We start from the raw sequence: 23946 nt of genomic DNA, 5'->3' as shown, positions 1-23946 counted from the left end.
GTCATTCCGGCGAAGGCCGGAATCCAGTGCTTTTAATTAACTGGGCACCGGCCTTCGCCGGTGCGACGATTAGATCAGCGTATCTCTAGGAAACTTTGGTTTCGATGTTGAGGAAAGAACCGGTATCCGCCAGGAAGCGGACCGCTCTGACACCGACGCCGGCTTCCGGGCCGGGGCCGGATTGATCGGCGGACAAGGTCAGCACCATGCCCAGCCTGGGAGACAGATTGTGGCTTTTGCAGACCTCGACGATCTTGTCCTTGAGCGGCTCCAATTGTTTGACCAGCGTATCGGTCAGGGCAAAGACGTCGACTTCGCCGGAAAGGGTCTCCGTGGATAACTCCCACGAGCTGATGACCGGTTTGTCCAGCGTGCTGTATGCGCCGGCTGCGTTGACGGAAGTGGGTTCCACCCCGAGCAGGCGCGTGACGTCGTCCGGGTTGAAGTGGTAGCCAAGCAATGCAAAGTAAACGCGAGCCTTATTCGAAGCCAAGATGGTTTCTCCGTTAACAGGAATGACGGTTCGAGTATAACGTACAGGAAGAGGTGTCCTGCCGATGTCTGAAGCAACGCAAGAAAAGAAACGCGACCCCAACGATCCCTGCCTGTTCTGCAAGGACCCGCGCGGCGTGTCGATCCTGTGCGATCTCGCCTTCAGCGCCCGTGACACCTACCCCACCAGCCCGGGACACACCCTGATCATCCCGCGCCGCCATGTCGCCAGTTTCTTCGAGCTGACAGCGGAAGAATTCGCCACCTGTATGGACCTCATCAAGGAGGAAAAGAAACTCCTCGACGCCGAGTTCAAACCGGACGGCTACAACGTCGGCGTCAATGTCGGACCGGCCGCCGGACAGAGCATCTTCCATGTGCATATCCACCTCATCCCCCGCTACAAAGGGGACGTGGAGAATCCGCAGGGCGGCGTGCGGCATGTGATCCCGCACAAGGCGCACTACAAGCGTTAAAGAATGGAATCCTGCCGGGTAACAGGGAGGACCCGGCAAGCCTGATGGACAGGCCTCCCGTTTGCAAGCAACAGTTTATTAAACCCAAGGAGACAGCATCATGAGTGAAGAAAAGAAACCGTTTTGCCGCCCCAAGGTTCCGGAAGGCCGCACATTCCGCGTGACCACCCGCCAGAAAGAGATCGTGCCCGGACAGTTCTTCGTCGGCTACGAGACCACCTGGGAACCAATCCAGAAAGAAGTACCCTACTCCACGCCCAAGAAGCCCTGAAGCCCCCCTCAGGCAACGGATCGCCGCGCGTGCCCGAACAGCCGCGCGGCATTCCGCTATCATAGCCGCCAGTCAACCCACGGCCACGGCACCGATGTCCTCCCGCAAGCTCCCCGACGAATCCCGCGAAGTCACGCTGCGCAGATGGTGCGTGATGGAAGTCGTCACCAAACAGGGCACGCGCAGCCGCCACGTATGCGGGCACGACGTCACCTACAACTTCGGCCGTACCTCCAGCGCGATCCAGGAATTCTGCCTCGACAGCATGACCATCACCACCCGCAGTGGCCGCATCTACCGGCTGGTCGGCATGCCCGGCAACTCGCGTGTCGGCCAGACCGCTTGGGATAACTGGTGCAGCAGCAACGGCATCGTCTCCCATGCCGACGTCACCGACCAGTACCTCAACATCGACAAGTTCTCCACCATCGGCTTCGAGCGCATCACGCGTTCGGTGCTGCGCGAAGAAGATTCTTGAGGGCGGGTGGTCGGCCATAGTCGCCATAAAAAGGATTGGCAGGTTACTTCCGGTTTTCTGATAGAAGCGGTCATTCATATATATAGACCGGATATAGATATATTGGCCTATATCCTCAAGCCATAAAATTTGCTTCAATCCTTCCAGTGTCATGCGTCTCCCTATTGATAATGTAATAATGAGTCGCATGATTTCATCTTTTCAAGATATTCATAAGGATAGAGGCGAAAAGTGTCTGTCTCATTATTTATGAATGTCCGGACCCGTGGGTCTCTACAAGAACTGTTAGATTTCACAAGGGGAATGACCATGAGACTACTCACCCTCTTCGTCAGTGCGCTGGCACTGGCAATCCTAATCCCGAGCCTTAGCTACGCGGCTGATCCAAAGGCAAAGGAGCCCTTTCCGACGGTTGGTCCCCCTTCATGCAATGCGCCGGGGAGATATGTGCTAGTTCAACACTCGAGCGTTCGTGCAGATCAGTTCCTGCTCGATACCTGCTTGGGGCGTATCTGGCAAAAGGTGAGCTACACCGACATTGGAGCCGACATCTGGCAAGTCATTCCACGAGCAGATTCAGAAGATGAGCTATTTCAGTGGCAGCTGGAGCAGCTTTCAAAATCAAGCAAGGAAAACAAGTGAAATCTAGCAATCACATCAAGTTCGCTCACTATCGTTCGCTGGGCCGCCGCGACTGCGGCGCCCCTTATGTGAACCGTTAGAAGCTTATGCCTACGAAACCACTTGACCGCTTGATGTTTGTCCAAGGAGGGCTGTGTTTCTTCTGCAAGCAACCTTTGCCGAAGGCTGAGGCAAGCGTTGAACATTTGTTCGCCAGCTCCAATGGTGGGAGCAACAGCGACGAAAACTGCGTCGCATGCTGCAAGTCAGTCAACGCACTGCTCGGTAGTATGTCGCTCAAAGAGAAATTTCAGGTTGTTCTTAATCAAAAAGGACAGTTCAAATGCCCGAACGGTGCGGGCTCCGTCAAAACTGCTACTCCATCGAAGGCTCCGCCTGCCGTCACGCCTCAAGCCAAACCTAAAGCTCCGCCCAAAGCACCAGCCATCGTCAAAACCAAAGACGACAAGCTGGCTTTCGTTGTCGCCAATCTGAAGCAGCGAGGCAATTCCAAGCCGCGCACCCTCAAGACGCTTACAAGCACTATTGCCTCGCTTTACCCCAAAGGTGTGTCCAAAGCAGAATTGGCTTCATTGCTCCAGAAATTGCAATCAACAGGCAAGGTCGTAGTCAAAGAAAACAAGGTAACTTATGCGCTTTGATCCACCAGCTTCTAACCCGGCGCTCAACCTCGCTCTCTTCGCTCGCTGGGCGCTGCACGATAAAGCCGCGCAACGTTGGTTAGCTCTACGTTAAGCGCCATGCCATGCCGCACATCCGATTGACGAAGATTGACGCGATTCGCGCGCAACTCGATGCCGCGATTGAACTGTTCTTCACGTCGGACAACGCCGTAGCAACTCACACGCTTGCTGCAGCCGCATACAACGCACTTAAAGACATCGCAAAGCGTGAAGGTGCAGAGCATCCATTCATCAAAACGGAATATCTCCAGTCGCTGCCTGCTGAAGAGCGAGGTCGGATGCACAAGTTACTTCACGAACCAGAGAACTTTTTCAAACATGCCGACCGCGACCCGACAGGCGAGATATTGTTTAACCCTGAGCTAACGGAATTGCTGCTGATAGATGCCTGCGCCTATTTCAGCTCAGGTGAAATTCAAAGGCCCAAACACTACGGAGCGCTCATAGTCTGGACTGGAAAGACGAAGGGCAGCATTCCCGAAGACAGCGAACTTAGAATCTTTGTTGATACGGTAATGGAGGCTCTAAAGTCCAATGGAAAGCGAGAGTTCTGGGTCATGTTCAGTCAGTACCTTTCCTCTCACCATGACGCCTAACTCCACGTTGAACGTCTGATGTTGATCAGATTGCTGTCGCCATTGAATGGCGTGCGAAAAGGCGGCTTCGGCCGATCAACTGCCTTTAGCTCCTCAGCCCATCCCCCAAAACAAAAGGCACCCACCGGCTGCCTTTCATCTTTCCTGCTAACTGATCCGTGCCAAGCACGAATGAGATTACGCGAAGTTCTTTTCTGCGAACTCCCAGTTCTGCAGATTGTTGAGGAAGGTCTCAACACTTGGGATGCAGGTTGCCGTCTTGATCACGGTGAAACCACCATACTTGTTACAAATCCGGAAAGTTATATTTCTTCCTCGATATCCATGGGGTCGCCAAACCACGGGGATACTGCGATTGCAAATTGGATCGTGCCTTCTTCAATGTTGGCAATGATCCAATAGCCACCGACCCCGAGCACTTCAACCCATTTGCTCCAGAGCAGATCCACATTCGAATTTCCAGCAGCCAGAGATTGTTGAACAGCCAGATAAACCTTTTCATTCTCTCTTGCCAGCGCGCGCATATTTTTCAGGATGGCATCCACATGCCCTCGTTCCAGATTAAAGCCTCGATCCGTATGGGGGATCTCTGACGGATCTTTGGCGCTGGGCTTGTTTGCCACGATATACCGGGCGGCTGCGATCACTTCATTTTTGTCATATAGAATTTTCATGGCTAAACCTTATGACTGTGAATGCATCTTGATTCCAGCAGCTTTCCCGGTCTCGCAGCTCGGTCTATTTCACAGGTGAAACAGACGATCTACTTTTGCCGCGCAGATGAAATCATTTTCCGACAGCCCGTTGACTGAATGAGTGGAGTATTCGACTTGGCAGCGATTGAATCCGACACTCAGGTCCGGATGATGATCTTCCCGGTGAGATAGCCAGGCCACTGCGTTTACAAATGCCATGGTCTGGAAATAGTTCTTGAACTCGAAGGTTTTGCGGATCACCTTATCTTGCAACGCCCAGCCATCAAGTTGACTTAAGAGCTTGTTGCTCACTTCCTGTGACAGGGGCGGCATGCCGCCTTCGCAAGGCTTGCACTTCCTGTTGGACAGCTCGCATAGATCACTCATGATGTCCTCCTCACTCGCTGTTCTAGGGCAGCTTGCGCCAAGTCGGCAATTTGAAAGCTTGGACCCGGTGCGTCGAGAATGAAGACCGCCCGTCGATACTGTCGGCACACGGCAGGCTTATATCGGTTGTGCCACGTGGTACTTCGTCGGCAGCAGGTCGATGATCTCTCTCTGCACCATGATGTTGTGCTCTTCGTACAGCGGCTCACCACACTGCGCCAACACCTCTTCCACGTTATCCAGCACCTTTTCGCCCTGCCACACCCACTCCACCGGCAGGCAAACCTCGGTCGGGACTTTCATCGGGTAACTCGACTGCACTACGCCTATCGCCTTGATATGCAGGCTGGATAGCGGCGAACATTGCTTGATGAAGACGATATCCGAGTTCTGGATGGGCGAAACGATGCTGTGTAGTGCGTATTTCCCATCGAGAGTATGGGGCAGGCAGAAAACGCCGTTGTCGATGAAGCCTTCGGCGTTGTGCTCATCTATTCCGAAAAATGCGGACATGGCACCCTCCATTCGCTAGTGATTCTCATCACAACCGCATGGTGTGAACTGGCAGCGGGATTTGCCGGGTATACCGTCATGGATACTGCGCAACTCGCGTTGAAACAGTGAGTTGTGAGAGGCATGGCAGTCAGAACGCCATTGCGGGAAGTACGCCTCCACTATACATAACCAAGATGTTCAGTCAAGTATTTAATTGGATGTCGGGCGCGCCATGTCGGCCGCAACAACCCAGCGTTCGTAGTCTTCCGGCGTCACGTAACCCAAGGCAAGTGCGGCCTCCTTGAGCGCACAGCCGTCGCGTTGGGCGCGCTGCGAAATCTCAGCGGCACGGTCGTAGCCGATGTGCGGCACCAGCGCCGTCACCAACATCAGTGATTGCGCCATCAGCTCATTCAGGCGCTTGTGATTGGCAGCAATGCCCTGCACGCAATTTCGATCGAAGCTCGCCATGCCATCGGCCAGCAAGCGCATGCTTTGCACGAAGTTATGGGCGATGAGCGGCTTGAAAACGTTCAACTCGAAATTGCCGGAGGCACCGCCCATTGTGATCGCCGTGTCGTTGCCGATTACCTGGCAGCACAACATGGTCAGCGCTTCGCATTGGGTGGGATTTACTTTGCCCGGCATGATGGAACTGCCAGGCTCGTTCTCGGGAATGCTGATCTCGCCCAGCCCCGAGCGCGGCCCGGAAGCCATCCAGCGGATGTCGTTGGCGATCTTGAATAGCGCAACGGCGAGCGTTTTGAGCGCGCCGTGCGCATTGACCAGCGCATCATGCGCGGCCAGTGTGGCGAATTTGTTCTGCGCACTCTTAAACGGCAGCTTGAGGCGCTGGCCCAATTCATCCGCCACGCGCTGCCCGAATTCAGCATGGGTATTCAACCCGGTGCCCACCGCTGTCCCGCCGACGGCCAATTCGAATACTGCCTGCAAGGTAGCGGTGATCGCTGATTCGGCATGGTTCAATTGCGCGACATAACCGGAGAATTCCTGCCCCAGCGTGAGCGGGGTCGCATCCTGCAAATGCGTGCGCCCGATCTTGAGGATATCCGCGAATTCCTGCGACTTGCCGGTGAGCGTGTTGCGCAAATCGGTCAGGGCCGGAAGCACATCACGAATGATGCCGAGCGCTGCGGCAACATGCATGGCCGTGGGGAAAATGTCGTTAGACGATTGCCCCAGATTGACGTCGTCATTCGGGTGCACCAGCCGTTTGCGGCCACGCTCACCGCCCATCAATTCTGAAGCGCGATTGGCCAACACCTCGTTCATGTTCATGTTGCTCTGGGTGCCCGAGCCGGTCTGCCAGACAGACAACGGGAATTCATTCATGTGCAAGCCATGCAGCACTTCGTCTGCAGCGCGGACGATGGCCTGCATTTTTTCGGAGGGCAGAATGCCAAGGTCGCAATTGACGCGGGCACAGGCGCGTTTGGTTTCTGCCAGTGCGAGGATGATCTCGTCCGGCATGCGTTCATTCGAGATTTTGAAATGCAGCAGAGAGCGCTGTGTCTGCGCGCCCCAGAGCTTTTGACTGGGCACCTCGATGTCACCGAATGAATCGTGCTCTATCCTGTAATCCATCAGATCCTCCTAAGCGCGCAGGATATGGATACCCCGAAATCAGGCTACAGAGAACAGGGGCATACCCTTGTGGTTTCCCTTAAGCGATCACCAGGACATGCTTAACGCATCGTCAATATCGAAGTGATGGCCGGTACTGCAAGGTCGCTTCGGCGACATCTGGAAATCGGCGGGCCAGGTGAGGCATTCTTGCTAGCGTTGTTATCTGCCGAACAAATGTGCTTCCAGGTCTCTTTCAAACTCCTCGACCCATCTGGAACCATCGCCAATCGGGTATTGAGCTTTCAGCTTGGTGGACTTACGTGTAATGACGACAAAGCCGGACAGCGCAAGAATCTCATCCGTCTTCGGGTCTGTCGTATCGGTCTCCACCAGGACAAAATCATCCTCGGATAGCTTGAATCGCTTCAAAACCGCAAGGAAATCGTCTTTCTCATCTTGTTCGATAAGTCTCATCGAGCTCGCCCTTGATTCCTCAGACGTGGTTATCGTGCGACTACTCACACCAAATAACAAGCAGGAAATTTCCTTATCGGTCAAACCGTTGGGTTTTCATGTCAATAGCGGATCTGAAAATTCCGAGTCGGAAGCACCGCAGGCAGTTGGAAATTCCGGCTCCTATGACCATTGATGGTTCCATAGTTGCCGCAAACTATGCCGCCCACTGTTCGATTTGGCCGCTCCAAAACCTTTCGCGATGCATCGCATCGCTGCAAAAACAAAAGGCACCCTCCCGGGTGCCTTTCATCTTTCCTGCTAACTGATCCGTGCCAGGCACGGCAGGGGATTACGCGAAGTTCTTTTCCGCGAATTGCCAGTTCACGAGGTTGTTGAGGAAAGTCTCGACGAACTTGGGACGCAGGTTGCGGTAGTCGATGTAGTAGGCGTGCTCCCAGACGTCGATGCACAGCAAAGCCTTGTCGCCGGTGGTCAGCGGGGTGCCGGCGGCGCCCATGTTGACGATGTCGACCGAGCCGTCGGCCTTCTTGACCAGCCAGGTCCAGCCCGAGCCGAAGTTGCCGACGGCGGAAGTCTGGAAGGCCTTCTTGAATTCGTCCAGCGAACCCCACTTCTTGTTGATCGCGTCGGCCAGTGCGCCGCTCGGTGCGCCGCCGCCGTTCGGCTTCATGCAGTTCCAGAAGAAGGTGTGGTTCCACACCTGCGCGGAGTTGTTGTAGATGCCGCCGGCCGGTGCCTTCTTGATGATGGCTTCCAGATCGAGATTCTCGTATTCGGTACCCTTGATCAGGTTGTTCAGGTTGGTCACATACGCCTGGTGGTGCTTGCTGTAGTGATAGTCGAAGGTCTCGGCCGACATGTGCGGCGCGAGGGCATCTTTGGCATAGGGAAGCGCTGGCAGTTGGTGTTCCATGAGAGTCTCCTTGTGATGAATTCGATGAGCGGAAATGGCTACGCTACGGGGCAGAAATATACCATACTTTTATACTTGGGTATTTCGGATGCTTTACAATCCGTCCCATGAACGACACCACCAAACAGACCGGTGCGGCCAAAACCGCACGCAACCCGATCAAGATCATCCCCTTGCAGGAACGCCTGCGCAAGCCGCAATGGATACGCGTGAAATCAGGCAGCGGCGCGGGGTATAACGAAGTGAAGCGCATGCTGCGCGAGCACAGCCTGCACACGGTATGCGAGGAAGCCTCCTGCCCCAACATCGGCGAATGCTTCGGCAAGGGCACGGCCAGCTTCATGATCCTGGGCGATATCTGCACCCGCCGCTGCCCGTTCTGCGACGTGGCACACGGCAAACCGTTGCCGCCCGATGCTGACGAACCCAAGAACCTCGCCCACTCGATCGGCCTGCTCAAGCTGCGCTATGCGGTGATCACCAGCGTGGACCGCGACGACCTGCGCGACGGCGGCGCGGCGCACTTCTCCGCCTGCCTGCGCGCGATACGCGCCGCCTCGCCCACCACCAAGCTGGAGACGCTGGTACCGGACTTCCGTGGCCGTCTCAACGTGGCGCTGGATGCCATGGCCGACGAGCTGCCCGATGTGCTGAACCACAATCTGGAGACCGTGCCGCGCTTGTATCCCATGGCACGTCCCGGGGCCGACTATGCGCACTCGCTCAAACTGCTGAAAGAGTTCAAAACGCGCTTCCCGCAGGTGACCACCAAGTCCGGCCTGATGCTGGGACTGGGTGAGACCGACGAGGAGGTGCTGCAAGTGATGCGCGACCTGCGTGCGCATGATGTGGAGATGCTGACCCTGGGCCAGTACCTGCAACCGTCGAACGGCCATCTGCCGGTGCTGCGCTATGTCACGCCGGAGACTTTCAAGTGGTTCGAGCAAGAAGCGAAGAAGATGGGCTTTTCGCACGCCGCCTGCGCGCCGATGGTGCGCAGCAGCTATTTCGCCGACATCCAGGCGGAGGAAGCCGGCATCACCTTGTAAGACAGCCGCTGTAGCCAAGACCCGGCAACCTTGCCAAGCGATCAGCCTTGAGCCCGGCACACCCTTCGGTTGTAACCTTCCGGCGCGCCTGCTAACCTCGCTCGCCATTCGATAACAAAAATACATATCAGGGAGATCGCGTATGAGAAAGATACTGCTGGCAGCGGGATTTGGGTTGGCGCTCACGACGGCTTGGGCAGCGGATGAGGTTACCGATGCCGATCCAGCCACGACGACTAGCGAGACAGTCGAACAGCCAACCGCCACACCCGCCACCAGCGATATCCCTGACGCCCCGCCCATCGCCGAGGTCACACTCGTCCCCGTTGCAGCCGAGCCGGAGCCCGACAGTGCAACATTGGCTGCCCTGCATCAAAGACTCGCCCCCCGGAAGCTGGAGTTGTTACGGCTTGCGGTCAAGGCCACCGAAGTGAAGAAGAACATGTTCGCGCGATTGCTCACGTCATCGCAGAACCCGATCGACGCGGAGCTGTTGGCCGAGATGCGCCGCTTTGCCGAGCGCCACCCGGAACTTCCGGAGACTGCCGAGGCATACCTGCTGATGGCACAGGTGCATCAACGCATCGGCGAATATCCGGCTGCAGCGATAGATCTGCTCCTGTTGCGCGCTGCCTACCCCGGCACGCCTTTCGAGCAGGAAGCCATCAAGCGACTGCAGGCAATGGCTGGCGATGAGCTGAAGAAACAGGCTGACTTGCTGAAAAGCCTGGGCGAGAAGATCGGCAGCCTGCAAGGGGAACGCGAAGCGCGTACGGCCGGATTACTTCGCCTTCTGGGCGAGAACCCGGAAAAGGATTGGGCCCGCCCGATAGCCGAAGCTTGCGACTCCTTCCTGTCAGCCAATCAGGGCTGGCTGCAGGAAGACCAGATCGAGCATGTCTGGGCACGCCAGGCTGCCTTGCTGGATGCACAGTCCGGGATCCATCACTTCGACAAATTGATCGCCCTGTATCCGGAAAGCCCGCTGCACGCGCACAGCCTGCTGGCCAAAGCAACGTTACAGCGCAAGAGCATGCACGCCTATCCCCAGGCTGTAGCAAGCTATAACCAGCTGATAAGCAAATTCCCCGATTCCGCCGAAACCAAACAGGGTTATGAAGCGCTCGCGGCGATGTATGACGAGGACATGCAGGATTACCCCAATGCGATCAAGACCAACGAGGCCATCGTCGCACGCTACAAGGATGACCAGATCGTCCTGCGCGCCCTGCGCGCTATGGCCGCCATCCAGCAAAACAAGACCAGACAGCCTGCACAGGCGATAGAAAGCCATCTCAAGCTGGCCGAACTATTCAAGGGCGATGAAGGTATGGAAGCTTTGCTGGCTGCCGAGCGGCTCGCGTTGTTCAGCACGCGCGACTGGGCCAAAGCGATAGACATCAACCTGCGGATCATGGCGCTCTCCCCGCAACACGAAGAAGCAGTGAAAGCCGAATACAAGAACGGAGAGATCACCGAAGAGAAACTCGGCGACAAGACAGCAGCGCGCGCCCTGTATGCCGAATTCCTCACCCGTCATCCGGACCACAGCCTGAGCAAGAACGCCCAGAAACGCATCGAGGCGATCGACAAAGCCGGCGCTGCCCGATGATCACGTACCCGGATGAGCCGGGTTCTGCAGGCAGAAAAAAGGCGCACCCAAGCGGGTGCGCCTCGCGAACCTGACGGCTCCGACCGGGTCAGGCCTGCACGTTGATGACGGAACCCACCGTCTGGCCTTGCGTGTTCACGGTCGGTTTCGGTGTCTCTGTCACCTGAGCGGCGGCAGCCGCCTTGGCTGCAGCGTCATCGCGAACCTTCAACGCTTCCCGTTCATCGCGCGGTTGCGGTTGGGGCTGCACTTGCGATACATAGTTACTGCTTGAATCTACAGGGTTTATTGCCATGATAGACCTCCTTGTATGTGTTCGAAGGACGCTTTACCGCTCATCCATGAACGTTTTATCGGCACGACTGGCAGATACTTTAGGCTTTTTTTTCGTTTTTCTAGAACTCACCCTGCACACCGAAGGAGATCGGCAGCTCGAAGGTGTAGACCTCTTCGCGCGTGGAGTAATCCGCATTGTAGGTATACCCCGCGATGTTCTTGCGCCGGTAGACGTTGTTCAGCTCGAAGTAGGCATTCAACTTCCAGCGGTCCATCACCATGTAACGGTCCGCCCGCAGGTCGAGCTTGTGGTACACCGGCAAGGTGCCTGAATTGATGCCTGCGTAGCGGGGGATGAAGCGGCCATCCGGATAGTTGCCGCTGGTGCCGATGACCGGGGTATAGGGACTGCCGGAATGATAGTTCCACTTCAACCCGAAACTCCAGTCCTCATCCAGCTTGTATCTGCCGACCAGTGTCGTGTTCACCGGTTCGTCATACTCGAAACGGAAGGCTTCACCGGTCACATCGTTGCGCCGCTGCGACTTGGCGAGATTGAGCACGAACCAGCCCGAAAGCTTGTCGGTCTCTTCTTTCTTGAGCAGGAACTCCAGACCATAGGCCTTGCCGCTGGCCGCGTTGATGTAATTGAGTGTCCGGTCGCTGACCACCAGATTGCTGAATCTCTTGTAATAGGCCTCGCTCTTCCAGTTCCAGTCCGCATCCAGTCTCTGCGCGATGCCGACCACGCGATGGTCGGCGCGGATATGGTCCAGACCTGGGTTGCCGAACACGCGCACGATCTGCTGGCCGGTCGGCATCTGGTTGTGTCTGCCCCATCCTGCCGTGAGCAGGGTGTCGCGACTCCACTCCCATTCCACCCCTACGCGCGGCTCTGTGTAGCTACGATCCAGATAATCCTCCTTCGAATAACGCACGCCACCGACCAGCGTCAGATCATCCCGCACACGCTTCCTGTCTTGCACCGACATCGCCAGCAAGCGGCTCGTAAAAGCATCTCTCAATTGCTCCCTCGTCCCGGTGGTGAGGTCACAGTTGGCGTCGAACTGCGTGCAGGGGGTGTTGTTCAGATCGGCATCCACCGTGACCTTGGTCTGACCCAATTCCGCTCCCAGTGTCAGCTCATGCCCCGCAGACAGCTCCAACCGGACCTGGTCGCGCAACAGCAGACTTTCCTGGGTGAGATCCAAAGTGCCTGCCTGTGCGATGCGGTTGCTCGCATCGCGCGTGCGGTGTTGCAGGGTAAGGGTATTGAGGGTCGTATCCGACAGCACGCTGTCCAGTATCACAGCCTGTGATGCCCCCGAATCGGACAAAGACAGATCCCCGGCCAGCACAGGTTCGCGGATCGCCGCATTGGACGTCGCCGAAAAATTCAGCGCGAGCTGGTCGCCAGCGCCGTGCAGATGGAAACTGAGCTTGTTCGCATCGTTCAGGTTCCACAGATACTTGCCCTGATAATCCCAGTAACGCGGGATCTGGATGGTCACGCCCTTGTCTTCGATCTGTTTGATGAACAGGTCGATATAACTGCGGCGGGCAGCGAAATAGAACGACTGGTCATCGTTGCGTGGCCCTTCCACCAGAAAGTCCGCACCCATCAGACTGACATTGACCTTGCCGCCGAGGCGGTCGGTGCGCGGCTTGCGCAGGGCGACATCGATCACCGCGCCGGTCACATCGCCATAGTGGGGACTGAACGCCGCACTGTACAGATTGAAGTCCTCGATCAGGTCGGCGTTGAACACGCTGAGACTACCGTAATGGAACAACTTGCCGATCACCAGACCATCCACGTAATACACGTTGTCGCCGGGGCCGGAGCCGCGTACCGCCGGGGCACTGCTGCCGTTGACCGCGACCACGCCCGGCATGGCCTGCAGCCCGGCCAGCGGATCGCCGCCCGAACCGGCGATGCTGCTCAAGGTCTTGCCGCTGATGACGCTCTTGCTCACCCGGTCCGGTGAACGCGGCGCCGTCACCACCATCTCGCGCAAGGTCTCCGGAAGTCGAACATAAAAAGTCTGCACAGGGACTTGTCCCCCCGGCTCAAGATGCACCGCCCGCACGAGCGGAACACCCGCATAACGAAGCTCCAGCTCAAAATCTCCGTAACCCGGCAAGTCGATCTCGAAACTGCCACTCGCATCGCTCTCGGCAGCACTACCCGGCAAGTCCCGCACCGTGACCTGCGCCCCCTGCAGTGACCGTCCAGTCCCTTTCTCGAACACTTGGCCGCTGACCTTGAATCCGTCGGCCTGCGAGGACATCGCGATCAGACATAACGCTACACACCACCATACCTTCCTCATGACGACTCCCGATTTGAATCGGATGCATTGTATCCGCCCATTCTCCTGCGGCAGCAATATAACCCTCGCAGCAGGATATAGCCTCCGCCAGCGAGTGATTGCAGCAAACCATCCCTGACACCATAATTGCGCCCCATCCAGACTGCCGGCCCAGGCAGGACAACTCAAACCTTTCAAGGATACGCATGACCGCCCCACTGCTCATCGCCAAGAACGACCAGCACGAACTGCTATTGCTGCCGCAGATGGCCAACCGCCACGGCCTGATCACCGGCGCGACCGGCACCGGCAAGACGGTGACGCTGCAATCGCTCGCCGAAAGTTTCAGCCGCATCGGCGTGCCGGTGTTCCTGTCCGACATCAAGGGCGACCTTTCCGGCGTGGCCAAACAGGGCGGCGGCAACGCCAAGGTACAGGCGCGCGTCGAGCAACTCAAACTGGATGACTTCGAGCACCGCAGCTACCCGGTGACGTTCTGGGACGTGGAAGGCAAGCTCGGCCATCCGGTGCGCGCCACCGTGTCGGACATGGGGCCGTTGCTGCTGGGCCGCATGCTGAACCTGAACGACACGCAGCAAGGCGTGCTCACACTGGTATTCAAGATCGCCGACGACAACGGCATGCTGCTGCTGGATTTCAAGGACCTGCGCGCCATGGTGCAGTACGTGGGCGAGCACGCGAAGGAATTCACCACCGAGTACGGCAACATCTCCGCCGCCAGCATAGGCGCCATCCAGCGCGGCCTGCTACAGCTCGACCACGAGGGAGGCGAGCAACTGTTCGGCGAGCCGATGCTGGACATCCACGACCTGATGCAGACCGACCGCGGCGCGGGAGTGATCAACATCCTTGCCGCCGACAAGCTGATGCAGTCGCCCAAGGTTTATTCGACGCTATTGCTGTGGCTGCTCTCGGAACTGTATGAGAACCTGCCCGAGGCGGGCGACCTGGAGAAACCCAAACTGGTGTTCTTCTTCGATGAAGCGCACCTGCTGTTCAACGACGCGCCCGCCGCGCTGGTCGACAAGATCGAGCAGGTGGTGCGCCTGATCCGTTCCAAGGGCGTGGGCGTGTATTTCGTCACGCAGAACCCGGCCGATGTGCCGGACAAGATCCTCGGCCAGCTCGGCAACCGTGTGCAGCACGCGCTGCGCGCCTTCTCCGCACGCGACCAGAAGGCGGTGCGCGCCGCCGCCCAGACCATGCGCGACAACGCGGCACTGGACGAGGAAGCCGTCATCACCGAACTCGGCGTGGGCGAGGCGCTGGTCTCCACGCTGAACGAGAAGGGCACGCCCGGCATCGTGGAGCGCGCGCTGATCGTGCCACCGCGCGCGCAGATCGGTCCGCTCAGCGAAACCGAGCGCAAGGACATCATCGCCAACTCCATCGTCGCCGGCGTGTATGAGAAGGCGGTGGACCGCGAATCGGCCTACGAGATGCTGAAAGGACGCGCCGCCGAACAGCAGGCGGCAGAAGCGAAGACGGAGAGCACCACGCCCGCAGCCTCCGGCGGCGGACTGCTGGGCGGACTCCTCGGAGGCGGCAGTTCGCGCCGTCAGGGTGTGGGCGAGGCCATGGTGAAGAGTGTGGTGCGCACCGTCGGTGCCGAACTCGGGCGTCAACTGATACGCGGCGTACTGGGGTCGCTGATGGGCGGCAGTACGTCCGCCCGTCGCCGTCGTTGACATGGAACAGGTGAGACGGGATTTCGAGGGCGTCGCCTCGCGCTGGGACAGCAATCCCACGCGGCTGAAGATCGCGCAGGATGTGGGTGACGCCATCCTTCGCATGGTGCAACTCACGCCGCAGATGGATGTGCTCGATTACGGCTGCGGCACCGGTCTCATCGCCATGCGCCTGCAGCCGCAGGTGCGCTCGGTGTGCGGGGCGGACAGTTCGCCCGCGATGATCGCGGTATTGCAGGACAAGATCACCACACTCAAGCCCGGCAACGTCAGCGCGCAGCTGGTCGATTTCGAACATGGCGCGCATGCCGCAGGCGAATACGACCTGATTGTGAGCAGCATGGTGACGCACCACATCCCCGACACCGCCGCGCTGTTGCGCGAATGGAAGCGGCTACTCAGGCCGCGCGGCCAGATCGCTTTCGCCGACCTCGACACCGAGGACGGCGCATTCCACGGCGACAACACCGGCGTGTTCCATCTCGGTTTCGACCGCGCCGCCTTGCGCCGGCTGCTGCTCGCCGAAGGTTACACCGACGTGCGCGATACCACCGCAACGGTGGTGCGCAAGGAAGTAGCGGGCAATACGCGCGAGTTCCCCATCTTCCTCATCGCAGCCCGCCTCGCCTGAGATGGCCGCCCTGCTCCCTATCCAGAGACAACTGCGCGCCCTCGCCTCGCCCGAGATCGCGCGCATCCAGCAAGGCTTCTTCAAGACCGGTCCGGGACAATACGGCGAGGGCGATGTGTTCATAGGCATCAAAGTGCCGGTGCTGCGCAGTCTGGCGAAGCGGCAGCGCGATGCCGGACTGGATGAGGTGCAGACCCTGCTCGACTCGAAATACCACGAGGAGCGCGTGTTCGCGCTACTGCAGCTGATGCAATACTATGCACGTGCCGGCGATACCGGGAGGCAAGCTGCCTTCGACCTCTACCTCGCCAACACGCATCGCATCAACAACTGGGACCTGGTCGACATCTCCGCGCCGCACATCGTCGGCAGACATCTGCAGGACAGGCCGCGCAAGCTGCTGCACAAGCTGGCGAAGTCGGCCTCGCTGTGGGAGCGGCGTATCGCCATCATCGCCACCTTCCACTTCATCCGCCGCGACGATTTCAGCGACACGCTGCGCATCGCCGCAACCTTGCTGAGCGACGAGCACGACCTGATGCACAAGGCGGTGGGCTGGATGCTGCGCGAAGTGGGCAAACGAGACCAGCCATTGCTGGAGACTTTCCTGCGGCAGCATTACCCGCGCCTGCCGCGCACTGCCCTGCGCTATGCGATCGAGCGCTTCGACCCGGCACTGCGCCAGCAATATCTGAAAAGAACCTTCCCTATCGCTTGATTCCAACCCACTGTTTCTATAAAGTTCGCCAATCTTCAACGCCCGCAAGCCAGCATGACACGGTTCAGCGTCCTTCAATTCAACATGCAATTCGGTCAGGTATGGGATGACGCCTATCCGGATCACGCCCCGGTTGACCTTGAACAGACCATCGCCGAGATAAAAAGCCAGAACGCGGACATCGTTCTGCTGCAGGAAGTGGAACACGCCGAGCCCGGCGGCAAGCAACTCGACCCGCCCCCCAACTACACGAGACTGAAGGCTGCGCTAACCGGATACGACAGTTACTTCAGCTACCCGAAAGCCGACGTACGCGAGCTGCCCTTCGGTATCGGCCTCGCCATCTTCTCGCGCAGCAAGCTGTTCGATACCACACGGCTGGACCTGCCCTCGCCGCCCATCGAATTCAACTTCAACGGCGAGACCAAGACGCCGACCGACCGCCTGCTGATCGGCGCCAAGACCCAGATCGGCGGCAAGACCGTGCAGCTGTTCAACACACACCTGCTGGCCTTCTTCATGCTCAAGACCTCCAGCTCGAACCATCCCGAACAACGCCAGATGGTCGTCGACCGGTTGCGGCGCTCCGACCTGCCGACGCTGCTGGGAGGGGATTTCAACGTCAGCGGCCATGAGACGCTGGTGGAACAGTTCGAGGAAGCGGGCTTCAGCACCGCCCAATGGTCGGAGATTACCTGGCGGCGCATGCCGCTGGTGCTGGACCACGTGTTCTTCAACCAGCAATTGCGCTGCGTGGACCAGAAGGTCATCCCGACCCCGAGTTCCGACCACCACCTGTTGCGGGTGGAGCTGGAACTGAAAGACTGATTCAGTCGCTGACCTTGCCGCGCAGGGCCTTCACCCGGCCGCGCAACACTTTCCCTTCGACCCGTTTCTTCTTCGCCGAGCGCGATGGCTTGGTCGCGATGCGCGGCTTGGGCTTTTCCGCTGCAGATTGCAGCAATGCCTTGAGACGACGCAAAGCCTCGTTGCGGTTCTGTTCCTGATTGCGGAACTCCTGCGCCTTGATGACGACCACGCCGTCCTTGGTGATGCGCTGGTCGTTGACCTGCAACAAGCGCGCTTTCATCTCATCCGGCAAGGACGAGGCATGGATATCGAAGCGCAGATGCATCGCACTCGACACCTTGTTCACGTTCTGCCCACCCGCGCCCTGCGCGCGCACCGCAGTCAGTTCGATCTCTCGCTCCGGGATGACGACGTTGTGGGCGATGTACAGCATGGATCAGGCAAACACCCGTATTCGCACACCGGTCAGTGCCACCACCTGCCCGGCGCGTATCTTGGCGGTCTTGCGCAACTCCACCTGCCCGTCGACCGATACCACCCCGTCCGCCACCAGCGCCTTGGCCGCGCCGCCGCTGTCACTCACGCCGGTCAGCTTGAGCAGGTCGTTCAGCGCGATGAATTCGCCGCGCAACTGGAAATCGATTGTTTGCATCAGAGCTTTACCGCGTGTTCGCGCGTGGTATGGAACACCACCTTCGGCCAGCGTTCCTGAGTGAGTTTCAGGTTGACGTTGTTCGGTGCCAGATAAGCCAGATTGCCCGCCGCATCGATGGCAAGGTTGTGCGACAGCGCCTTCTGGAAATCGCCGAACACCTTGGCATCGTCGCAGGTCACCCAGCGCGCAGTGCTCACGCTGGCGCTCTCGAACAAAGCGTCCACCCCGTACTCGCCCTGCAGACGGCTGGCCACCACGTCGAACTGCAGCATACCGACCGCGCCCAGGATGAGGTCGCCGCCGTCCATAGGTTTGAAAACCTGCACTGCACCCTCCTCACCCAGCTGCTGCAGCCCTTTGTGCAACTGCTTCACCTTGATCGGGTTGCGGATGCGCACCGAACGGAAGAAGTCCGGCGCAAAATACGGGATGCCGGTGAACTGCAGCGCCTCGCCTTCGGAGAAACTATCGCCGATCTGCATGTTGCCGTGGTTGGGCAGGCCGATGATGTCGCCGGCGTAGGCCTCCTCCACCTGCTCGCGGCTGGAGGCCATGAAGGTCACCACGCTCGACACGCGTATCTCCTTGCCGATGCGCAGATGCTTCATCTTCATGCCCCGCTCGAAATGGCCGGAACACACGCGCAAGAAGGCGATGCGGTCACGGTGGTTGGCATCCATGTTGGCCTGGATCTTGAACACGAATCCAGAGAACTTCTGCTCGCTCGGATCGACCTTGCGCAGCGTGGCATCGCGTTCGCGCGGCGCGGGTGCCCAGTCCAGCAAGGCGTTCAAGATCTCACGCACACCGAAGTTGTTGATGGCAGAACCGAAGAACACCGGTGTCTGCTTGCCGGCGAGGAAGGCCTGGATGTCGAACGGGTGCGACGCACCGTGCACCAGCTCCACTTCCATCTTCAATTGCTCGATCTCCAGCGGAAAGCGCTCCACCAGCACGGGATTGTCGATACCTTTGATGACCTCCACCTCGCCGTCGGCGCGTTCCTCGCCCGGCGTGAACAGCAGGATCTCGTCCTTCAGCAAGTGATACACACCGCGAAAGGTCTTGCCCATGCCCAGCGGCCAAGTGACCGGCGCACACTGTATCTTCAGCACCGACTCCACCTCGTCCAGCAGTTCCAGCGGGTCGCGCACCTCGCGGTCCATCTTGTTCATGAAGGTGACGATGGGCGTGTCGCGCATGCGGCACACGTCCAGCAGTTTGATGGTCTGTGCTTCCACCCCCTTGGCCGCGTCGATCACCATCAGCGCCGAGTCCACGGCAGTGAGCACGCGGTAGGTGTCTTCGGAGAAATCCTGGTGGCCCGGCGTATCCAGCAGATTAACCACATGGTCGCGATACTCGAACTGCATCACCGAAGAAGCGACCGAGATACCGCGCTGCTTCTCGATCTCGAGGAAGTCTGAGGTGGCATGACGCCCGCTCTTGCGCGCCTTCACCGCGCCGGCCAGCTGGATCGCGCCGGAGAACAGCAACAGCTTTTCGGTCAGTGTAGTCTTGCCCGCGTCCGGGTGGGAGATGATGCCGAAGGTGCGGCGGCGCTCGACTTCGCGCGCGATCTGCGACCTGGTCGGGAGTGCGCTGGATGGGCTTACTTCCTGATTCATGGGGAAAACCTTGAGGCTGCGTTGCAAAGGGGCGCAAGTCTAAAGGCTTGCAGCTTGAATGTCTAACCACCTACCTCTGCTGCCATGCCCTGCTATATCATCCCCCTGTCGACACACACGAGGCCGCGTACATCATGTTCAAACTGTTCGGCGAAAGACCGGATCACCCCTTGTACGACCTGAGCGAGACCCAGCGCCTCCTCGGCGAACTGCCTGAAGAAGACCCGCGCAAAGCGCTGGAGGACATCACCTTCTGGCTGGAATCGATCAAGGATGCCACCGGCTTCACACCCGAGCTGCGCACGGACGTGATCATGCGCATCGACGAGGCCGGCCAGAAACTGCAGACCGAACTGCTGCATCGCTACCTCGAAGCGCCCCATCTGCGCGACTTCCACGGACTGCACCAGTGGCAAGGCATGCGCGCTTTCGCGCAGGCGCTCGCCGCCGCCTACAGCGCCAGTCTCGACGAATACCGGAAGACAGCCAAACCATCCCGTGAGCTCGTCGAGCGCATGCCTTTGATCTGCGTGCGGCAGTTGCAAGCAGTGGCCGCGCAGATGAAGCTGGAACTGATGCGCTATCTCGACATAGGCACCGCCACCTGGGGCATGCTGTATGCGGGATACCGTTTCGCCGAACAGACGCAATGCAGCGAGACGATGGTGCTGGCCTATCCCGGCCATGTCATCCACACCAGCCCGCAGCGCGAATTGCTGCATGCGCTGGTGATGTTCATCTCCTCGCCAGAGACGCTGGCCGCCGACCAGCTCGAAGTCAGCTACCGCATCGCCGGACGCATGAACAGTTTCTTCGAGATCGCCAGCACGGGCGAGAACGACTTCCCCTACCAGTTCGACCTCGCCGGATCGGCCCCGCCGCACCGCGCCGAGCGCGATAAACCCCTAACCGAAAGTGTTCGATTCTTCAGCGCCGCAAAAGCCGTGTCCGCGTTGCAGAAGATCGTCGAACAGAACGAGAACGACCCCATCTGGCGCGAGCGCCGCTTCGGCAGCGAATTCACCCCGGCGGGCAAACTCACCGTGCTCAAACACCTGATGACCTACTGGGCCGCCGAGCCGCCGAAGCGCCACATGGAACGGCGCGCGATCCACGCCGACATAGAGGTCGCGCACAGCTTCCGCATAATCAGCCAGCTGGTCACCCATATCGATGCCGGACACGATTCCGAGCAGGACGCTGACGACGCGCGCAAACGCGCGAAGATAGACCTGGTCGCACAGGAAGAGATCGCCTATACCACCGAGACCTGGAGCATCACCAACATGAGCGGTACCGGGCTGGGCGCGATACTCGGCGGCACACAAGGGGCATGGATCAAGATCGGCGACCTGTGCGCGCTCAAACCGGCGAACGCACAGCAATGGTGGGTCGGCATGATCCGCCGACTGCACACCGACAGCGCAGGCAAAGTCCATGTCGGCATCGAGATCCTCACCAAGAAACCGGCCTCTGTGTGGATACGCGTGCTCGGCAAAGGTGCGGAACGCGTCTCCAACTGGGAAAGCAGCTCAGGCTCGTTCTCCTATGACTATCTGCCCGTCATCCTGCTGCCGGACGAACACAACAGCTACCTGCACGCCACCCTGCTGATGGAGTCCGGCAAGTTCGTTGTCGACACCCACCACCAGATGATGATGGGCGAGAAGAGCCGCGACATCAAACTCACGGCCTTGCTGGCGGAGGGAGAGGATTTCGAGCAGGCGGGATTCGAGTGGTTGTGAATCGATTGGTTTGGACTGCTGCTCGGCCTAAGCCGCCCTTGAGACATGATCTTCAGAACTTCCGCTATGTGCCTTTAGCAGCCATTCGCACCAGCTGAAAATACTGGATCAACAGAATATACATAGGCCATCAGGCCTGTTGACGCCCTAACTCCATGCAGGTACGGTGAGCGCCCAAACGCAGCTTAAGCTGCGAAAAATCATGATGTCGCTTTTTCTGTTGGGGATGGTGTGTTTATGATTGGCACTACTTTAAGAATCAACAGGATGTTCTATGCATCGCCAGATTATCCGTCACACCGCTCCAGATTATCAGACACTTTTTGTGTCTAGTTAACGTTAGGCCAATCACCAAGTCATCCTATGAAAAATATTTTGCTGGCGCTATTCATTTGCGTGATTACCCCAAGATTAGCTTTTGCAGCCACGCCTGTGGTTATTAGCAAACCGACATCTAGTAATGCTCAAGACATCAAATTCTTCTCAGACCTAGAAAGCTTTAATTGTTCAAAAACCGATAGCGGCACGTCATGCATAGGCGAAATAAAACCAGAAAATATAGTCGCGTGGGGGGCTGGTTTTTGCAGAGACACCAAAAAACAACTAACCGAGAGCATCAACAAAGGAAGTGTTGTTCTCACAGCTAATGGTCAAGAGATAAAACCTACGCAAATTCAAATCAAATACCAAAGCTACAAGAGGTCACATTCCGCTCACTGCCAAACTTGGCTGGTAAATCTCTCAAACTGGGTTCCAGGTACCACTACTCACCTTACAGCAATAGTGACTTACCATGATCGACCAAAGTATTCAGAGTCAATTATTGCCACTGTTCTTCACAATCAATGAAAAATACGCCTAACCCTACGCTCAAGTTCGCTCCCTCCGGTCGCTGGGACGCGCCTTCGGCGCGCCCCTTAGCTGCACGTTGAAGGCTGGTCTTGAGTGCAAACCGGAAGTAATTCAAATTCACCTAAAACGTCCGCTTTGGCCGAACTCCCGCCATCCACACCCAGCAGCACATCCCCCAATACCCCTGCCCCGCACATTGTTGACAATAACAGTCAGGAGTTTGAAGATGGCCTTGCGGCGGGCTTCCTGCCCGCCCACGTCAGCAGGAGGGTTCCATCATGCTCGACATCAACAAGATCATCAGCAATCCGCAACGTTACGAACACGATCCAGAAGGCCACATGTCCGAGCTCGTGCAGTGGTCGCCGCAACATGCCAGCCGCGCAGCGGAGCTCGAAGGGCTGGAGCTGAACGAAGAACACTGGGAAGTCATCTTCTACCTGCGCGAACGCTATCGGGAGCGCGGCAACGAGGACAGTGCGCGCGAGGTGCTGCGCGACCTGGAAGAACGGTTCTGCGAGGAACACGGCCGCAGCTTCCTGTACCAGCTGTTCCCGCGCGGCCCGGTGAGCCAGGCCAGCCGCATCGCCGGCCTGCCCGTGCCGCCGCATGCACAGGACCTCTCTTTCGGCAGCGTGATGTGATCAGCAGATGCGCGGCAGCGGATCGTCTTCCAGTTCTTCGAGGATGCGCTGACCGCCGAAACCGGTGTGCAGCACCACCTGTGCACGCCCGGCCAGTATGTGCCCGATGATGGCTGCGCCCTCGCCTTGCGGTAATGCGCGCAGCCGCGCCAGCGCCGCGTCCGCTTGGGCAGCATCCACCACCGCCACCAGCCGCCCTTCGCAGGCGAGATACATCGGGTCGTAACCCAGCATCTCGCACACCGCCGTCACCGGCTCGCGCACCGGGATGCGTTCCTGCTGCAGGTTCACCTGCCACCCGGTGGCACGCACGATCTCATGCATCACCGTCGCCAGTCCGCCCCGCGTCGGGTCGCGCATGAAGTGCAGTCCATCCAGCGGCAGCAGCGCCTGCGCCAGCGGGAACACGCTGGCGGCATCCGATGTCAGGTCTCCGCTCAAGCCGAACTGCTCGCGCGCCAGCAGCACGGCGATGCCGTGGTCGCCCACCGGCCCGCTGACGAGGATCGCATCGCCGTCGCGGATGCGCTCCATGCCCAGTTGCAGCTGCGGCGGCCGCACACCGACGCCGGTGGTGGCGAGGTACAGCCCGCCGCCTTCGCCGCGCCGCAGCACCTTGGTGTCACCCGCCACCACCGCCACATTGGCCTCGCGCGCGGCGCGCGCCAGATCGGCGACGATGCGATCCAGTTGTGCGATCTCCATGCCCTCTTCGATGAAGGCGTTCAGCGTGAGATAGCGCGGCGTCGCGCCCGACACCGCGAGGTCGTTCACCGTGCCGTGTACCGCCAGCGAACCGATGCTGCCGCCGGGAAACTCCAGCGGCTGCACGGTGAAACCGTCTGTGGTCACCATCACCACTCCATCCAGCGCCGGCAGCGATGCCGCATCCACCTGCACGTCGAGCAATGGATTGGAGAGATGGCGCGCGAACACGGCAGCGATGAGTTCGCGCATGTAGCGCCCGCCGTTGCCGTGCGCCAGACTGATATGTGTGTCATCCATGCATGGATCTCCAATCATTCGTCACACCGGCGAAGGCTGGTGTCCAGTAAAGATACAAGTGCAGTGTCGCGCACTTGCGTGCGGATGCCTTTTTAGAAAACCGCTGGA

At 58.7% G+C, this 23946-nt stretch carries 28 protein-coding genes; 15 read left to right on the top strand and 13 right to left on the bottom strand.

What is annotated here, in order from left to right; genetic code table 11:
• Positions 1-85: 85 nt before the first annotated feature.
• Entirely contained in the window at positions 86-493 is a 408-nt protein-coding gene (locus tag ACYPYQ_RS08490; protein ID WP_459722831.1) for a DUF4279 domain-containing protein, read from the bottom strand.
• A 64-nt stretch (positions 494-557) separates the two neighbouring features.
• On the opposite strand from ACYPYQ_RS08490, the gene ACYPYQ_RS08485 reads away from it, so the two are divergent.
• From ACYPYQ_RS08485 to ACYPYQ_RS08460, 6 genes are all read left to right on the top strand, one after another.
• On the top strand, positions 558-968 hold the full coding sequence (locus ACYPYQ_RS08485) for an HIT family protein (RefSeq protein WP_459722826.1): 411 nt from the start codon (positions 558-560) through the stop codon (positions 966-968).
• 100 nt (positions 969-1068) lie between these two features.
• Positions 1069-1239 (top strand): hypothetical protein, encoded by a 171-nt coding sequence (locus tag ACYPYQ_RS08480; RefSeq protein WP_459722823.1) that lies wholly within the window; start codon positions 1069-1071, stop codon positions 1237-1239.
• A 94-nt stretch (positions 1240-1333) separates the two neighbouring features.
• Positions 1334-1717 carry a hypothetical protein gene (locus ACYPYQ_RS08475; RefSeq protein WP_459722820.1) on the top strand — a complete coding sequence of 128 codons (384 nt, stop codon included), beginning with the start codon at positions 1334-1336 and terminating at the stop codon, positions 1715-1717.
• Positions 1718-2026: 309 nt separating this feature from the next.
• Positions 2027-2359, top strand: coding sequence for a hypothetical protein (locus tag ACYPYQ_RS08470; protein ID WP_459722816.1), 333 nt, complete (start codon positions 2027-2029; stop codon positions 2357-2359).
• An 86-nt stretch (positions 2360-2445) separates the two neighbouring features.
• The gene (locus tag ACYPYQ_RS08465; protein ID WP_459722811.1) at positions 2446-3000 is read left to right on the top strand and encodes an HNH endonuclease; all 555 of its coding nucleotides are present in this window, start codon (positions 2446-2448) and stop codon (positions 2998-3000) included.
• A 119-nt stretch (positions 3001-3119) separates the two neighbouring features.
• On the top strand, positions 3120-3638 hold the full coding sequence (locus ACYPYQ_RS08460) for a hypothetical protein (protein WP_459722809.1): 519 nt from the start codon (positions 3120-3122) through the stop codon (positions 3636-3638).
• A 302-nt stretch (positions 3639-3940) separates the two neighbouring features.
• Here the strand turns inward: ACYPYQ_RS08460 and ACYPYQ_RS08455 are convergent, their stop codons facing one another.
• The 6 genes from ACYPYQ_RS08455 to ACYPYQ_RS08430 form a co-directional block, all read right to left on the bottom strand.
• The gene (locus ACYPYQ_RS08455) at positions 3941-4312 is read right to left on the bottom strand and encodes a hypothetical protein (protein ID WP_459722805.1); all 372 of its coding nucleotides are present in this window, start codon (positions 4310-4312) and stop codon (positions 3941-3943) included.
• A gap of 69 nt (positions 4313-4381) precedes the next feature.
• Positions 4382-4720 (bottom strand): 4a-hydroxytetrahydrobiopterin dehydratase, encoded by a 339-nt coding sequence (locus ACYPYQ_RS08450; protein WP_459722801.1) that lies wholly within the window; start codon positions 4718-4720, stop codon positions 4382-4384.
• Positions 4721-4837: 117 nt separating this feature from the next.
• The gene (locus ACYPYQ_RS08445; protein ID WP_459722797.1) at positions 4838-5233 is read right to left on the bottom strand and encodes a hypothetical protein; all 396 of its coding nucleotides are present in this window, start codon (positions 5231-5233) and stop codon (positions 4838-4840) included.
• Between the two features lie 192 nt (positions 5234-5425).
• Positions 5426-6820, bottom strand: coding sequence for a class II fumarate hydratase (gene fumC / locus ACYPYQ_RS08440; RefSeq protein WP_459722794.1), 1395 nt, complete (start codon positions 6818-6820; stop codon positions 5426-5428).
• A gap of 201 nt (positions 6821-7021) precedes the next feature.
• Positions 7022-7276, bottom strand: a complete 255-nt coding sequence (locus ACYPYQ_RS08435) for a transcriptional regulator (RefSeq protein WP_459722791.1) — start codon at positions 7274-7276, stop codon at positions 7022-7024.
• Between the two features lie 331 nt (positions 7277-7607).
• Entirely contained in the window at positions 7608-8192 is a 585-nt protein-coding gene (locus ACYPYQ_RS08430; protein ID WP_459722786.1) for a superoxide dismutase, read from the bottom strand.
• A 107-nt stretch (positions 8193-8299) separates the two neighbouring features.
• Here ACYPYQ_RS08430 and lipA point away from each other — a divergent pair, with 107 nt between their 5' ends.
• Both lipA and ACYPYQ_RS08420 read left to right on the top strand, forming a co-directional pair.
• A complete protein-coding gene (gene lipA, locus ACYPYQ_RS08425) occupies positions 8300-9241 on the top strand; it encodes a lipoyl synthase (RefSeq protein WP_459722782.1) in 942 nt (313 codons plus the stop codon).
• A 142-nt stretch (positions 9242-9383) separates the two neighbouring features.
• Positions 9384-10853 carry a tetratricopeptide repeat protein gene (locus ACYPYQ_RS08420; RefSeq protein ID WP_459722779.1) on the top strand — a complete coding sequence of 490 codons (1470 nt, stop codon included), beginning with the start codon at positions 9384-9386 and terminating at the stop codon, positions 10851-10853.
• An 88-nt stretch (positions 10854-10941) separates the two neighbouring features.
• Here ACYPYQ_RS08420 and ACYPYQ_RS08415 read toward each other — a convergent pair whose 3' ends face one another.
• Together ACYPYQ_RS08415 and ACYPYQ_RS08410 are read right to left on the bottom strand one after the other, a co-directional pair.
• Positions 10942-11148: a hypothetical protein gene (locus ACYPYQ_RS08415; protein ID WP_459722775.1), complete on the bottom strand. Its 207-nt coding sequence runs from the start codon at positions 11146-11148 to the stop codon at positions 10942-10944.
• 100 nt (positions 11149-11248) lie between these two features.
• Positions 11249-13462, bottom strand: coding sequence for a TonB-dependent receptor (locus tag ACYPYQ_RS08410; protein WP_459722771.1), 2214 nt, complete (start codon positions 13460-13462; stop codon positions 11249-11251).
• Between the two features lie 185 nt (positions 13463-13647).
• Here ACYPYQ_RS08410 and ACYPYQ_RS08405 point away from each other — a divergent pair, with 185 nt between their 5' ends.
• The 4 genes from ACYPYQ_RS08405 to ACYPYQ_RS08390 are packed head-to-tail and all read left to right on the top strand — an operon-like array spanning position 13648 to position 17327.
• Complete coding sequence (locus tag ACYPYQ_RS08405) at positions 13648-15150, top strand: helicase HerA-like domain-containing protein (protein ID WP_459722770.1); 1503 nt, start codon at positions 13648-13650, stop codon at positions 15148-15150.
• Between the two features lies 1 nt (position 15151).
• Positions 15152-15781, top strand: a complete 630-nt coding sequence (locus tag ACYPYQ_RS08400; protein ID WP_459722766.1) for a class I SAM-dependent methyltransferase — start codon at positions 15152-15154, stop codon at positions 15779-15781.
• A 1-nt stretch (position 15782) separates the two neighbouring features.
• Positions 15783-16499, top strand: a complete 717-nt coding sequence (locus ACYPYQ_RS08395) for a DNA alkylation repair protein (protein WP_459722764.1) — start codon at positions 15783-15785, stop codon at positions 16497-16499.
• Between the two features lie 54 nt (positions 16500-16553).
• Positions 16554-17327 carry an endonuclease/exonuclease/phosphatase family protein gene (locus ACYPYQ_RS08390; protein ID WP_459722759.1) on the top strand — a complete coding sequence of 258 codons (774 nt, stop codon included), beginning with the start codon at positions 16554-16556 and terminating at the stop codon, positions 17325-17327.
• A gap of 1 nt (position 17328) precedes the next feature.
• Here the strand turns inward: ACYPYQ_RS08390 and arfB are convergent, their stop codons facing one another.
• Genes arfB through ACYPYQ_RS08375 form a run of 3 tightly spaced genes read right to left on the bottom strand, consistent with a single transcriptional unit; the run spans position 17329 to position 19592 of the window.
• The gene (gene arfB, locus ACYPYQ_RS08385) at positions 17329-17742 is read right to left on the bottom strand and encodes an alternative ribosome rescue aminoacyl-tRNA hydrolase ArfB (RefSeq protein ID WP_459722754.1); all 414 of its coding nucleotides are present in this window, start codon (positions 17740-17742) and stop codon (positions 17329-17331) included.
• Positions 17743-17745: 3 nt separating this feature from the next.
• Positions 17746-17961, bottom strand: coding sequence for an RNA-binding S4 domain-containing protein (locus ACYPYQ_RS08380; RefSeq protein WP_459722752.1), 216 nt, complete (start codon positions 17959-17961; stop codon positions 17746-17748).
• Entirely contained in the window at positions 17961-19592 is a 1632-nt protein-coding gene (locus tag ACYPYQ_RS08375) for a peptide chain release factor 3 (protein WP_459722749.1), read from the bottom strand. The genes ACYPYQ_RS08380 and ACYPYQ_RS08375 overlap by 1 nt, the downstream gene beginning before the upstream one ends.
• 134 nt (positions 19593-19726) lie before the next feature.
• Here ACYPYQ_RS08375 and ACYPYQ_RS08370 point away from each other — a divergent pair, with 134 nt between their 5' ends.
• The 3 genes from ACYPYQ_RS08370 (at position 19727) to ACYPYQ_RS08360 (ending at position 22833) form a co-directional block, all read left to right on the top strand.
• Positions 19727-21337, top strand: a complete 1611-nt coding sequence (locus ACYPYQ_RS08370; protein ID WP_459722746.1) for a hypothetical protein — start codon at positions 19727-19729, stop codon at positions 21335-21337.
• A gap of 363 nt (positions 21338-21700) precedes the next feature.
• Positions 21701-22186: a hypothetical protein gene (locus ACYPYQ_RS08365; protein ID WP_459722743.1), complete on the top strand. Its 486-nt coding sequence runs from the start codon at positions 21701-21703 to the stop codon at positions 22184-22186.
• A 281-nt stretch (positions 22187-22467) separates the two neighbouring features.
• The gene (locus ACYPYQ_RS08360) at positions 22468-22833 is read left to right on the top strand and encodes a TusE/DsrC/DsvC family sulfur relay protein (protein ID WP_459722739.1); all 366 of its coding nucleotides are present in this window, start codon (positions 22468-22470) and stop codon (positions 22831-22833) included.
• Here the strand turns inward: ACYPYQ_RS08360 and hypE are convergent, their stop codons facing one another.
• A complete protein-coding gene (hypE, locus tag ACYPYQ_RS08355) occupies positions 22834-23838 on the bottom strand; it encodes a hydrogenase expression/formation protein HypE (protein ID WP_459722736.1) in 1005 nt (334 codons plus the stop codon). It abuts the gene before it with no gap.
• Positions 23839-23946: the final 108 nt, after the last annotated feature.

This window comes from Sideroxyarcus sp. TK5 (genome assembly GCF_054601595.1).
Note: the sequence above shows the minus strand (reverse complement) of the source record. Positions and strands in the feature narration are given on the sequence as shown.